Annotated in this window: 11 protein-coding genes; 2 read left to right on the top strand and 9 right to left on the bottom strand. The window is 42.2% G+C overall.

The annotated features are described in order from the left end of the window. The first annotated feature begins 203 nt into the window (after positions 1 to 203). Positions 204 to 2303 (top strand): hypothetical protein, encoded by a 2100-nt coding sequence (locus CVU71_02155; GenBank protein ID PKN20609.1) that lies wholly within the window; start codon positions 204 to 206, stop codon positions 2301 to 2303. A 92-nt stretch (positions 2304 to 2395) separates the two neighbouring features. On the opposite strand, the gene CVU71_02150 is transcribed toward CVU71_02155, so the two are convergent. Then, entirely contained in the window at positions 2396 to 2785 is a 390-nt protein-coding gene (locus CVU71_02150; protein PKN20608.1) for a prepilin-type cleavage/methylation domain-containing protein, read from the bottom strand. 515 nt (positions 2786 to 3300) lie between these two features. On the opposite strand from CVU71_02150, the gene CVU71_02145 reads away from it, so the two are divergent. After that, entirely contained in the window at positions 3301 to 3705 is a 405-nt protein-coding gene (locus CVU71_02145) for a hypothetical protein (GenBank protein PKN20607.1), read from the top strand. Between the two features lie 98 nt (positions 3706 to 3803). On the opposite strand, the gene CVU71_02140 is transcribed toward CVU71_02145, so the two are convergent. From CVU71_02140 to CVU71_02105, 8 genes are all read right to left on the bottom strand, one after another. Further along, positions 3804 to 5204: a sigma-54-dependent Fis family transcriptional regulator gene (locus CVU71_02140; protein PKN20606.1), complete on the bottom strand. Its 1401-nt coding sequence runs from the start codon at positions 5202 to 5204 to the stop codon at positions 3804 to 3806. A gap of 127 nt (positions 5205 to 5331) precedes the next feature. Next, positions 5332 to 6552, bottom strand: a complete 1221-nt coding sequence (locus tag CVU71_02135) for a type II secretion system F family protein (GenBank protein PKN20605.1) — start codon at positions 6550 to 6552, stop codon at positions 5332 to 5334. Between the two features lie 11 nt (positions 6553 to 6563). Beyond that, positions 6564 to 8276 (bottom strand): general secretion pathway protein GspE, encoded by a 1713-nt coding sequence (locus tag CVU71_02130; protein PKN20604.1) that lies wholly within the window; start codon positions 8274 to 8276, stop codon positions 6564 to 6566. A 27-nt stretch (positions 8277 to 8303) separates the two neighbouring features. Continuing rightward, positions 8304 to 9842 carry a hypothetical protein gene (locus CVU71_02125; protein ID PKN20603.1) on the bottom strand — a complete coding sequence of 513 codons (1539 nt, stop codon included), beginning with the start codon at positions 9840 to 9842 and terminating at the stop codon, positions 8304 to 8306. Positions 9843 to 9857: 15 nt separating this feature from the next. Continuing rightward, positions 9858 to 11483 carry a type IV pilus secretin PilQ gene (locus CVU71_02120; GenBank protein ID PKN20602.1) on the bottom strand — a complete coding sequence of 542 codons (1626 nt, stop codon included), beginning with the start codon at positions 11481 to 11483 and terminating at the stop codon, positions 9858 to 9860. Positions 11484 to 11490: 7 nt separating this feature from the next. Next, the gene (locus CVU71_02115; GenBank protein ID PKN20601.1) at positions 11491 to 11979 is read right to left on the bottom strand and encodes a hypothetical protein; all 489 of its coding nucleotides are present in this window, start codon (positions 11977 to 11979) and stop codon (positions 11491 to 11493) included. Between the two features lie 15 nt (positions 11980 to 11994). Next, positions 11995 to 12534, bottom strand: a complete 540-nt coding sequence (locus CVU71_02110) for a hypothetical protein (protein ID PKN20600.1) — start codon at positions 12532 to 12534, stop codon at positions 11995 to 11997. Positions 12535 to 12536: 2 nt separating this feature from the next. Continuing rightward, entirely contained in the window at positions 12537 to 14399 is a 1863-nt protein-coding gene (locus CVU71_02105) for a hypothetical protein (GenBank protein ID PKN20599.1), read from the bottom strand. Positions 14400 to 14556 lie beyond the last annotated feature (157 nt).

The following is a 14556-nucleotide window of genomic DNA, read 5'->3' as shown; positions in this document are numbered from 1 at the left end:
CAACTAGTGATTAATCGCGCCGATTGCAGGACGAGAGTTAATTCGCCGCAACTTGCTGCTACCTGAGGGCTGATTAACATTTCTATAAAATAAAGTAAATCCGGATAATTGCATTTTAAACGCCTATGATCTTATTCCCTTTTACAATATATAGTGAATCTGATAAATGATGAAACATAATAACGGCGTTTGCAGGGTTGAAAATGATAAATAAAGACAATGGTTTCGATCTTAATATCCAGTGGCATTGCCCCGAGAGAAGGAAATACTCTTTTGCCTTTATCACCTTTTTCTTGTTTTTGATTGTCATTTACGCGAACAGTTTTCAGGGTGTTTTTCAATTCGACGACATACCTAATATTGTTGAAAATAAGAATATTTTTTTGAAGACTCTTGACTGGTCTGATATTTCAAAATCCTTTTATGGCATAGAAGGTGATAGGATAGACAGGCCTTTTTCTTATTTTAGTTTTGCCTTAAATTATTACATCAACGGGCTTAATGTTACCGGGTATCATATCGTAAACTTCATTATTCACTACCTGACATCTGTTTTTTTATTCCTGTTTATTTACCGGACCCTTAATCTTCCAAAACTGCAAGAGCGATACGGACCAATATCATACAGTATATCTCTTCTGGCTGTTCTCCTCTGGGCGACGAGCCCTGTGCAGGTAACCGCCGTGACCTACATCGTTCAGCGCATGGCCAGCATGGTGGGGTTGTTTTATATCATGGCCATGTATTTCTATTTGAAAGGAAGAACCTCAAACCTATACTCAAATCGTTTAATTTATTTCTTCCTCTGCACATTTTTAAGCGTCCTGGCTATGGGCACAAAAGAAAACGCTGTTATGATCCCGGTTAGCATCTGGATGTATGACCTGCTGATGATCCAGGGCGTTACGCGAAATAATCTTATTAATAATTTGAAGATATTTGCTCCAATGATCCTGATTGCCGCAGGAATCGGCCTCTGGTATTTGGACATCTCATCCATCTTGAGCGGCGCAGCCTTTAGTTACAGGCCATTTACTCTGACGGAAAGGCTTCTGACCGAACCTCGTATTATTATTTTTTATATCACGCTCCTTTTTTATCCGATAAGTTCCCGTCTGACTCTGCTTCATGATGTTGAACTATCCAAATCTTTACTTACACCCTGGAGTACACTACCCGCAATCGCCTTGATTGCCATGCTTTTGATCCTTGCGGGATTCCTGTCTCGTAAAAGGCCGTTGATTGCCTTTTGCATCTTTTTTTATTTTCTTAATCATACCCTTGAAGGGTCTTTCATCCCGCTTGAATTAATTTATGAACACCGCAATTATATCCCCTCAATGTTTTTCTTTATCCCTGTTGCGATTATTATTTTACACGTTATTGATTATTTTTCTTATAAGAAAGCAATTCAGTTTCTGTTGGTCGCCGTCTTTACATTTCTTCTTGCCGCCCAGGGACATACTGTTTTCGTGCGTAATACCCTTTTTACAGATCCTCTGCTGTTATGGTCGGACACGATCAATAAATCACCTAATCTGAGCCGCCCTCACGGGTGGCTGGGATCTTACCTTGCATCACAGGGTAACTGGCTTGCGGCTATGGATCAATTTTCTTTGGCATTAGCATTGGAGAATTATATCAACTTCGCCACTGAACCAAGAAATTACCATATGAATCTAGCAAGGGGCTATCTTAATTTGGGGCAAGAGGATCGTGTCATTCAGTATCAAAAGTTGCTGGAAGCGCGAAAAGATCATATCGAAGCTGATAACGCCAACATTTTTGCCATAGCATTGGTAAATACAGGAAAGGTCAAAGAAGCATTGATGATGGAGCAAAGAGCATTGTCATTGAAACCGGACAATGAATATTATCTGAGTAATATGGCATTTATTTTTTTAAAAATGGGTAAAGTAGAAGAAGCCATTGAAACTGCCCGCAAGACTTTATTAATTAATCCCAATTTTGGTCCGCCTTTGGCCATTCTCGGCGAAGCCTATTTACTCAAGGGCCATTATCGGTTTGCAATAGAATTTTGGGGAAAATATAATGCACTTCACCCCGACGATATCACAACCATTTGTGCATTGATTGAACTTTATGATAAAACACAACAACAAGGCTTGCTTATTACATCTGTGTATAACCTACTGAAAATTACTGCAGACGAAGGTCTTGAAAAATATCTATCCCTGATAGCTCGTCGTCCCTTTAGATATGCCCATACAATTGATCAAAAATTGTTATACAAAAGCATCAGGAAGATTATCAGAGAAACTGACGAATCGTTATCGTATTGATCCTTCCACAACGATTTTAACAACAAGGGGGAATCCTTTGGATTCCCCCTTGTTGAATTCATTATAATTCAAGTGAATTATGGTATTAATATTTAATTTGTGAGTGTTACTGTTTTTGTCGTAGTACCTGCCACTTCCACAGGGGATACACCAGATACGGTAATTGTCACACCTGTTGTACCACTCGCCGCATAAGATGCAGTGTAGTCACCGCCAAGATTTGTATAGGCTGCACCTCCCAGAGATGAAACCAAATTAGCAACACCCGTTCCGGCAGTACCGTCCAGAAGTTTTTTGGCGTAGAGCATAGTGACATTACTTGCGGCTGCACCTAAAGCGGCCTTCGTTCCCGCTTTTTTTGCATCAGTCTGCAGATCGATGTATTTGGGAACCGCTACGGCAGCCAATATACCCAAAATAACCAGAACAGCTATTATCTCAATTAACGTGAAACCCTTCTGACTGTTTTTCAAAATTTTCATTTTTTACTCCTTTGCATGTTTATTTTTTTTCTTCATCTGTTAAGTAACATGACTGATTGATTACCGGCGCTTTAATAATCATTCCGCAACTAACCCATCAGATAACCCCTCATCTCATTTTTTTGCTTCCTATTCACAATTTTATACTCTCGTTTTCAGTTTTAATCAAGCATCTAGTATGCCAATTAAAGATTAACAGATGTATTATTCATCACATCAGTTAATTAGCTAATATTAAATATATTTACTATATACCATGAGCTTAATACCTTTATGTTTAACATGTTCAATGTCGATAACCAACATAATTTGTAGATAACTACATATTTTTGTCAATGGGCCAACAAAAATATCTTCCGGATAAAAGCAAAATAACACATTCTAATTAACAACAGTTGAGTCATCTTCAGAATCCGTTCAATATAATAAATAATATTACTTTAAATGGCACATACTATGCTTAAGGATAAATCTTTAACCTACATCATATCCTGTATGAAGTGGAAAAACGCAATATGAAGCATAATAAATCTGAACAGGGTTTCACCTTAATAGAGGTTATCTCTGTTTTAGTTATTCTGGGAATTCTGATGGCCTTTGCAATTCCCCGGTACGTATCTCTCATAGAATACGCCAAAGTCAAAGCCATTGAAAGCGCTCTGGGATCAGCACGCAGTAATATCGCCATGGCTTACACCAAGGAAATTCTATCAAAAGGAAGCCCACCCGGCATGGCCAGCCTTTGTGAAATACTCAACAAAGAGAGTTCCGGATACACCAAATTCGGTGATTTCACCGTCGAGTACACCGCTATTGGCAACACGGGAGTGAGGGCAAGGGTAACAGGATCAAGTGCATTTGAAATGCCTGCAGAGGGCGCTCCTTTTGAGAAAACCATTACTCTCGCACCTGATGAATAACGCAATAAATATAATTACCGACCGATATAATCGCAAAATACCTGAGGGTACCTGAGCATATTTCCACCTGTGTTGAGATTTTAATATTATATGGTTTCTTATCTTTCCTGCTTGTGGTTTTTAATGACGGTCACATTGATTTCATATTTTTTTATGCGGTGCCAAAGACTCCGTTGATTTATGCCTAGAAGACAGGCGGCACGTGACTGTATGCCGCCAGCCTGATTCAGGGCATGAATAATCATCCTTTTTTCATGCGCCGCAAGCTGGTCATCAAGACTAAACCCCTCTTCTAACTGCGGACCTTCGTTCGAATCGCTGATCTCTTTTGATTCTTTTTCCGGCGGCAGGGACGAAATAAATGGGAAAGGATTTTTCTGTTCTGGAAGCGCTTGCTTCATGCCAGTCAAACCGACAGATTTAATCTGACCGTTTTCGGCCATGACAGCAGCACGCTCGATCACATTCTTCAGTTCACGTACATTTCCCGGCCAGTGCCAAGTCATCAGTTCCCGCATCGCTTCAACAGTTATTTCAGGAACACCCGGCATATGATCCAGTATGTGCCGGACCAGCAAAGGAATGTCCTCAAACCGCTCGCGCAGAGGAGGAATGTAAATTGGAAAAACGTTTAAACGATAGAAAAGATCCTCCCTGAAGCTTCCGGAATCCACCATTCGACGAAGATTTTTATTCGAGGCCGCGATAAAATGTACATCCACTTTTATCGTTTGAGTCCCCCCGACACGTTGAAATTCCCTTTCCTGGAGTACACGGAGCAGTTTTGCCTGCGTTTCTAAAGGCATATCACCAATTTCATCGAGAAAAAGCGTGCCGCCGTTCGCCAGTTCGAACTTTCCTGTCTTCCGCACAACTGCCCCGGTAAAGGCGCCCTTTTCATGCCCGAAAAGTTCGCTTTCCAGAAGTCCGGTTGGAATGGCCACGCAATTCAGCTTGATAAAAGCTTTCCCCCTCCTGTTGCTCTCTTTGAAGATAGCATCTGCAATTAGTTCTTTGCCTACACCGCTTTCACCGAGAATGAGCACGGTCGTATCAGTCATGGCCACCTTGACAACCTGGCCAAGGACCCCTCTAATGCCGCGGCTCTGGCCAACAATATCGGGAAATCTCTCCCGGGCATCGACTTTGCTTAGAATGTTCGTTATTTCACGAAACACATAGTCAAAATGACTTATATCATCACGTTTACGAGCCCTCGATTCTGATTCAGCTGCTTTGGGAAACACAGGATATCCCTCAGCTGCCTTTATGAATTTTCGAACAGGACGTAAAATAGCAAACGTGACAATTATGGCTGACACTGCGGTGAAGACAATGACTGCGCTCCCGATAAGGAGAAGTTTCTCTATAGAGGCATTACTTGTATAATGAGCAACGATAAAGGTTAGTATGGCAATTCCCGTAAATATTGAGGGCACCATGACAAGAAGACTTACATGGATAGGAGAATTATCTGTGAAATATTTTTTTATCTGCAAAATTATATTGTGAGTCACGATAGATATAAATTCTCCCCCATATCATCTCATCTCTCCGGCATCACCGAAAGGAGAGTTTTCTTTGCGTATGTTCAATAAAGTCCTACACATAAAGGAGAAATATTTTTTATTTTACCATCTTCGTCAGATCCCACATGGGCATAAAGATGGCCAGTGCAAAGAAACCGACCACCGCAGCCAAACCGACGATTAAAATCGGACCAATGGCATCGGAAAGGCCTTTCACAGCATAGCTGACTTCATCATCATAATGGATCGACACCTGCCGCATCATTTCTTCAATATTACCGGATTCTTCTCCAATAGCCACCATGTCCACGAGCATTGGTGTGAAATATTTTGCCTGCCGGAGCGGTCCGGAAATACCCTGCCCTTCCTGTATGCGGTCGCAGACAAGTTTAAATTCATGGGAAATTGCCGAATTGCCGATTGTTTCGGATACAACCTCCATGGTTTTCATTACGGGAACACCGCTGGCCTGCATGATAGCGAATATACTGGCAAACCGGGACATTGCCGCTTTCTGAAAAAGAGGGCCGAAAAGTGGTGTTTTCAGCAGAAAAACATCAAGCGCATAGCGTCCGGCTTCGGTTTTGATGTAAAGCCGCAGGCCGACGATGGTACTAACCAAACCAATAATCAGGATATACCAGTAATTGGCCAGCCCCTGATAAAGAAACACGGCAATTTTTGTGGGCAGGGGCAGAGCAATTTTCGCGTTGGCAAATATGGTCGCAAACTTGGGAATTACGAAAGTCAGAAGGACAAAAAATGCAATGCCCAGAGCGATCAAGACAGTGATCGGATATTGCAGTGCAGATTTAATATCCGATTTAATTTTTGCCTCATGTTCGATAATATCAATCAGACGCCCCAGGATTTCGGGGACGGAACCACTGATTTCTCCCGCGCTAATCATGTTCAGATAAAGTGGTGAAAATATGGAGGGATGTTTCTTCATCGCCGCATTGAGCGTTAAACCATCCTTGATATCGCGCCCTATCTCCGTTACGACATTTTTGAGGGTTTTGTCCTGAGTCTGGTTTTCCAGAACCTGCATTAATCTGATAATGGGCACACCTGCCTGCATCATGGAACGGAACTGCTTTGTAAAAAGGATTAAATCTTTTGTTTTAACGGATCCGCCGAAATTAAATGATATCAGTGATGAAATATTTTTTTTGTTCTTGTCTTCCATAACGATTCTGGTTGGAATCAAGTTACGGGAAGATAATATGGCATGAACCATTTCCTCTGTTTCCGCTTCTATCGAGTCAGAAACGGTTTTACCATTTTCATTGATGGCCGAATAAATATAATTAGCCATATGTTTTTACCTCAACTCATAACAGCCGAAGCCGCCTCTTCCAGCGTGGTGATTCCATTCATGACCTTTACGGCGGCATCTTCTCTGAGTGTCCTCAACGTACCGGCCTCCACTGCAGCTTTCGTGATGACCTGATTTGAATACCTCTTCAGGATCATATCCTGGAGCATATCGTTGTTCACCAAAACTTCAAAAAGTCCCGTTCTGCCTTTATAACCTGTGTTTTTGCACTGATAGCAGCCCCTGCCCCTTTGAAAATTGGCATTTTTTGCTTGTTCTGCAGTAATACCCAGAGCAGTTAATGCATTTTGGGGAGGGTGATATTCTTCTTTACAATAGGGACATACTGTCCTCAGCAATCTCTGCGCAAATGAAACCAGCAAAACGGATGAAATTAAAAACGGTTCAATCCCCATATCAATGAAACGGGTGATGGCTCCGGCGGCATCATTGGTGTGCACGGTGCTCAAAACACGATGTCCCGTTTGGGCCGCCTGAACGGCAATGGCGGCTGTTTCCGAATCACGGATTTCACCAACCATGATCACATCAGGGTCCTGACGGAGAATAGAACGCAAGCCACTGGCAAAGGTCATTCCTGCTTTTCTGTTTAGCTGAATCTGACGGACATTATTAACCCGGTATTCTACGGGATCCTCCAGTGTCATGATGTTGATATCCGGTTTGTTAATTGAATTAAGAATCGCATAAAGGCTTGTACTTTTTCCGCTTCCGGTCGGACCGGTGCTTAGAATTAATCCATACGGTTTCACGCTCATTAATTCTATCTTTTCCCGGTCCGAAGAAATCATGCCCAGGCGATCCAGCGTATATATCCCCCCGCTCATGTCCAACAGGCGCAAAACAATATTTTCTCCGTATATGGTGGGAATTGAGGAAACCCTCACATTGATTTCTTTATTGCTCATTTTCAGCGTGAACCGGCCGTCCTGAGGTACGCGAGACATGGTAATGTCCATATTGGCCAGTATTTTCATACGGGCAATGATAGGCAGAAACAATGTTTTAGGGGGTGAAGGAACTTCAATCAGCCTGCCGTCAATGCGAAAACGCATTTGAACGGTATTCTGCTGTGGACTGATATGCACGTCGCTGGCGCCGTCCCGGATAGCCTGGGCGAAAATAGAATTAGCGAGACGAACTACCGGCGCTTCACCTGCCATATCCTGCAGGGATGCCACATGTACTTCTTCTTTTTCGGCGGCAACTTCCTCCTGTCCTTCCTCCGGGGAATCGATTTCAATATTTTCCATGATGCTGCCGAGGCCGGACTGTTCGCCATACATGGAACTGATCAGTTGATTCAGTTCTCTTTCAGAACAGACCACGGGTTCAACTTCCGAGTTGGTCAGGACTTCTATATAATCCAGCGCATTGATATCCAGAGGGTCGACACTGGCGATAGTCAAAAGCCTTCCTTTTTTTTTCAAAGGTGCTACCTGATACTTCTGCGCAATATCGATAGGCATGTAACGGGCCAGTGCCAGGTCCAGCGGATATTGATCGGGATGATATTTGGCTATGTTAAGTTGTCGACTCAATAAGTCGATAATTTGCTGTTCGTTGACAATTCCCTGCCGTATGAGATATTGACCAAGTTTTAAACCGACTTTCTTTTGCTCAATTAAAGCCTGCTGCAAACGATCTTCATTGATCAGACCGTTTTCAACCAGCATTTCACCTAAACGTTTCTTGATCTTCATCCAATCTCCGTTCCGTTGCTGAATCAGTTACTGGGCAAACTTGCGGTTAAAAAGAATCGTATCATCATCCCATTGCGATAATATCTGGGCGGACTTGGCAAATTCTGACGGCAGTCGACGAATAGCCTCCTGAGCCTCTTCAACACTCGTAAAGCTTCTGTTCAGAGCAATAGCGAATTGTCTGCCCAGCCGCTTATTTGAAAAAGAAAGCAACAGTGCCGAGGGCGTGTTGCCCTTGTCTCTTCTGTCGATAAATGAATAGTAAATAGACCCAAGGTCTTTGCTGCTTTCCAGAGCAACAATGATCGTGCCTCTTTTTACTGGCAGGGATTTTTCGGGCAGCAAGGGAACTTGAATCTCAGTGACCTTCGATATTTTATTTAAATTATTTATCTGTGGATTCGCCAAAACAAACTTTTGCAAGATATCCTGGCCGGTATCTCCGTAAATATTATCAAGTACCCGCCATAAGGTTATTTCTTTATTTCCGGTTATCGTGCCGAGAAGGTGAGCGGATGTTTGCACTTGAAAATCGGCATTTCCAACCCGTGCGGGTTCTGCAGTCAATAAAGGTTGTTTCGGGATAAGTGTTCCGGACGAGGCCCGCTTAATCTGATTATTATATTTATTTGTTGTCGATTCATTCAGATAAAATACACTAAGAACAGTCAGTGCCGCCAGAATCAAGATACTCAGGACAGCCCATGTAACACGCTTGTAAATCTTCCGTCCGGTCATCCTGCCTATACAGCTTCCCACCAGAAACCAGTTGGCTTTATTTTTCCCGCGAATAATCATCTTGAGCAGGACATGATGACAAAGTGAAACAACTTTTCGCGGATAACCGGACGTAGCTAAATAGATGGCAAGCATCCCGGTAAAGGTAAAAAGCGGATTTTTTACCATCTCCTGACGCGCAACTGAAATCCGGTATTCAATCATCTTTTCCATTTGACGGAAACTCATCGGTTTGAGGTGATTGAGATAATTGACACGGTCAAGTAAGTTTGCTCTGGCCGCAAGGTTATTTTCCAATTCCGGCTGGGCGAAAATAATAATTTGCAGCAGCTTACAGCTATTGGTCTCATAGTTTAAAAATTCGCGTAATATCTCCAGACAATCATCAGGAATCTTTTGCCCTTCATCAATGATCAGAACAATAATTCTTTGTTCATCAACGCCTTTATCAAAAAGGAATTTTTTTATTTTCTCTTTCAAATGCCATTCGCTGTCTTCGGTGGAAATATCCGAAATTCCCAGGATGCCGGCAACCGTTTTGACAAACACAAACGTATTTTCCACCGCCGGGTCTAATAAAAGAAATGTATCGATTTCCGGTGAATCCGACGGCGCAGGTGCCGATAGATTCTGAATCAGTTTCCGACACAGTGTTGTTTTCCCGGTGCCCACATCGCCGATCACAATATTCAAGCCGCGCCTCAAACGAACGGCCAACTCAAGCATTTGCAGACAGGCATTATATTGCGGAGCCTCAAAAAGAAATTCCGGTTCCGGCGAGTTGGAAAAAGGTTCTTTCTTAAAATGAAGAAGATTAAAATATTCCATTTTCAGGTATCTCCTTTATTTGCCGTCGGCTTTCCCGGACTCATTGTTTTTTTCAAGAGCGGCAGGGAATTCGTCATCAGCACCGGCAACCTTCAGAATATGCGGCGTAATAAAAATCAGGACTTCTTCCATGTCCTGCGATCGGCTGTCGGCTTTAAAGGCCCAACCTAAAACAGGAATATCTTTGAGTCCAGGCAATCCGGCATTTCCAGCATCATTTGATTCTTTTGTCAAACCGGAAATAACAATGGTTTCTCCATCTTTGACAATAAGAGATGTTTCCGTGAGTTTTTTGTTAATAATGGGGTTGCCATACATTTCAGCGGAATGACTGAAATCAAGTTCATCTTTTGAAACCTTGATCTGCATTTTCAGGTTTTTACCGTCAATAACATGAGGGGTTATTTCAAGTCTCATAACAGCATCCTGAAAGGACACCGACTGAGTAGGAATGCCGCCCGCAGTCGCACTCGGTGTTAATGTTACAAAAGGCACCTTTTTCCCGTTTTCCGTAAAGGCTTTCTGGTTGTCCAGTGTTGTTATGGAGGGGCTGGAAACCATGTTAATCTTGCTGTCTTTCTGTAAAGCCTGCAATTCTACTTCCAGTAAATTTCCTCCAATGACTCCGAACATCAAACCTAAAGTACCGAGGGGACCGGTTGTGGCATTCAAGATTGCAGTTCCCGCGCTGCCCGCCGGGAAATTCGCTCCAAATCCTTTGCCTCCTACAACACCTGTGGGAACGCCTTTGCCACCTGTTACAATCAAACTGTTATTTCCACCAGCATTCCCACTATGATATCCGCCCCACTTAATCCCTAAATCACGGGCAACAGATTTCGATGTTTCTATAATATTGGCCTTTATCAATATCTGAGGGGTTGATTTATCAAGCTTTTCAATTATCGGAATCATACGTTCCAGATCTCTTGCATTCGCCGAAATAACCAGAGAATTACTATGTTCATCGAGCGTAACAGATCCGTTTGTTTTACCGTCTTTATCCTTGGTCAAAAAACCCTGTAAAGTCTTCTGTAGTTTGTTAGGATCCGCATAATCAATTTTGATGACTACCGGATCCATCAAAGGTTCCACCCATTGAATATCGCGCAGTTGAACTTTTTGTTTTAATTCATGTTCAATATCTTCAATGGTCATGACCCGGATGATGCTGCCTTCCCACACATAAGATAAACCGTATGTTTTTAATAATCCTGTAAAAGCCTGATCCCAGGGAACAGAACGGAAATCGACATTGACTTCGCCTTTTAAGTCATTTTTAACCAGAATGTTATAATTAACAGCTTTGGCCATTGCCCGTAAGACGGCTTTGAGATCCGCCTGGCGCATGGTAAGATTAATAGGCTTGGTCGGCAATTTTCGCGTCAAATCTCCCATTACCGCGGATGTTGGTCTTTTTTTATCTCGGGACGTCAGAACATCAATTTTTTTAGTCTTGTCTTCCGGAGAATGTCCCTTGGAAGTTTCTGCAAGTGTATTCCATTTTTCAAAAAAAGGATCTTTCTTGGCGCTTTCACGATCTCCAGAACAACCGATAAAACATATCAGCACGAAAAGGATTATAACTATGTGTTTAATTTTTATATAGCTTTTGTTTAAGGTCAAAGAAATAACCTCCATGTCTTTTTTATTCCTGTAGCTGAATATATGTTTCACCACCTGTGGTGCGATTGATAATTAGTACACGGGAAGGCGTCACTTTTTTCAACAAGTACCCCTCAACATCGAGTGCTTCTCCCGCCTCATATTCCCAACCATTGATGATTGCCATTTTTTTCTGGCCGGCTTCCACATAACCGGAGTATATAATTTTTGCTCCCACACCGCCACCGGTCTCTTTCCCCACAAATTCGCGGTAAGAGTTTGCCTCCATAAATGGATTTCTGCCCCACTCCGTCTCTGCTCTTTGGGCAATGTAAGCGTCAACGCCGCTTATTTTACTGATCGTTAAATCGCTTCTGAATGTATCGGCAATAGAAGCCGTTTCAGCAGGCGCGGCTTCTGTCTTGACTTTCTTTGCTGAAGGCCTCGCGATTAACAGCTCATAAAAAGCAAATAAAACAAGCAATGCGGCAACCCCCAGAATAATGATTTGTCTTTTGTTTAATTTCTTCATCTGCTCCGCATCCGGCTAATTAGCCAGGGCAATCCATATTCTTAATTCATATTGAATGGAATCAGCGCCTTGGTTGATATTAATTTCATCAATCTGCTCAATGTAAGGTAAGGCCCCCAATCCGATTAACAGTCGCCGGAAATTGGTAAACCCTCCTTTCAGAATCGCGGTGTAGAGGATGCTTTGTGAGCCACTGGTCATGGTTTTTATATCCGGCATCAGAGAAATAGTATTCATGCCTGATTTTACCGCTTCAGACCGAAAAGAATCCTGAAAGCTATCCACGTCCTGTCTGGATAATTTTGTTTTAGCTGGGTTCGGCAAATGACGGACTTCTTTTTTCTCCGCATCTTTGCGTATAAACTGATAGACCTGCGCTAATTCCTTCTGCTCATTAATCTGGCCCTGGACTCTTTTAATGTCCTGCAAACGATTGTAATTGTATCGATACAAAGGAATAATTCCCAGTAAAACGACAAGTAGAATAATCCCGCCGCAAAGCAATGCATAGCTTAAACTACTGGATGGAATTTTCTGAATGAGCTTTTTAATCATCACTAACCTATTTTCGCGTTGATCACGAACTGAACAACTTCATTTTTCCTGAAATTTGCAACACTGCTTTTTTGCAAAGAAACTCCGCGCAGCATGGGAGAATTTTCCAGTTTCATAACGTATTGCGCTAAAATAACATCCATTGCACTGCGAGGTCCCAAAACAACTCCCTGGATGCTGACAGCTTCATTCTTTCCCTTTTGTGCTGTATCTTTTGGAATTGTTGCCGTTTTTGGTATCTGCACTCCAGCAGCAGGAATGTCTATACGGACACTGGTCAATCTAATATTCTCCGGTGTCAAATACGACAATTCGCTGATAAGGGCCATTCCCTTGTATCTTTGTGAATACCGCTGGTTAAGCTGATGCCGTACTTTCATGTCTTTGGCAAGTATTTCAATTTGATCTTTGGTTAGAACAGGATTGAATAGCGACAGCTCTTTTTCCAATTTTCCCTTCTGAATACCAAGGCGCCTTATTTCATTCGCCTGAAAGACCATAATGATAACACAAATGGACAAAGCGGCCGCGAAAGTCGCAAATATGCCGCGATTGACCATCTTTCTCGTAATTTCCTGTTTCTTCTGCACATAGGTGAAAATGATATTTGGCGTGTGTCTGCCGCCCGACAATGCCAACCCGATCACCGGAACCAGCGACGCCTTCTTGACCCGGGACAAGGACGCGCCGGGTGCGGAAGCATTCATTCCCTGAAAAGGATCAAAAAATTCACTCTTTGTACCCAGATGTTCGCTGATGTAATTTAACAGGGGATAATAAAAAACATTCATGACTGATGAAATGTAAACTTTCTCCACCCTTTCAAAACCGATAGATGCCGTATAATATTCCAGTGTTCTTTCGATCTGACGGATCAATCTCTCCAGTGCGGGAGACATCATTTCCATCATTCCGGTTTCAGCCCAATTGATGCTGACTTCATCTTTTAACCACTTTTGAGGATCAGCAGAAAGATCCTTCAATATTTCCTGAATATGCTCTTTGTTAATTCTCTGATTTGCCGCTGTTCCGGCCAGATATTCATCAATTGCTTCCTTCATACTGCTGATGCCGGTCTTAATACCCCGAGTCATCACCAGATTACTTTTACGATAGATGTCAATTCTTGAAAATTCATCACCGATGAAAATACTGGCAAATGCACTTTCTCCTGCAGTTATCCATTCTGTTCTGAACATATTTTGAATAGCAAAAGGAGCGATGGTAATTCCTGCAAGCTGAATACCGATAGATGAAAAAGTGTTTTTAACTTTCTCAACTTCAGATCTGGGTGCGGTATAAACCATCACGGAATATTTGGGAATGCCTTGATCATTTATTTTACCTTGTATTTCATAGTCAAAAATCACTTCTTTTTCATCGATTGGATTTTCTTTTTTTGCCGCCCAATAGATAACATTTGCCAGTTGTTTTTTGGGAACATTCGGTATTTTGAGATGAGAAACATTCACTTCCGTGGCGTCCATCATCGTCCAGACATCACAGTCTTCCAGAGAACCGGCAAAAGCCGTGAGGGATGATTTCAGCAAGCTACTAAATTCACCGGATTTTTCGGCAGTCTGGTGGTCAAATTCCACAATCTTCTGATCAACGAGCAGGGATCTGCCTTCAGACGTTTTCGTCATTTTGGCAAAATTGATGGCATTCTGCCCGATATCAACACCCACTTGAAAACGTTGCTTACCCGTGAATAATCTGGGAAAGTTAACGGATATTTTGTCCGAGTTTTTTTGTTTGGGAGAAAGATCTTCCACTCCACCCATTTTTTCAGGAAAAGGCTGTTTAGCGCCGCGAATGACATTTAACAATTTTTCCGTGGAGTTAATATCTTTTGTGTTTGCCAAGAATTCCCCCGCCAAAGCAAGTATTTTTAATCCGACTGGTTACTTATATATCTTTTAGCAAACGCAACCACCATGGAGCATGATTTTCTCCAATAATTGTTGCTTTTACTGCTAAATTTATATAATTTTTAAATCGCTATATAATACAATACTTTTA

The organism is Deltaproteobacteria bacterium HGW-Deltaproteobacteria-6 (genome assembly GCA_002840435.1).
Taxonomy (GTDB): Bacteria; Desulfobacterota; Syntrophia; order Syntrophales; family Smithellaceae; genus UBA8904.
Note: the sequence above shows the minus strand (reverse complement) of the source record. Positions and strands in the feature narration are given on the sequence as shown.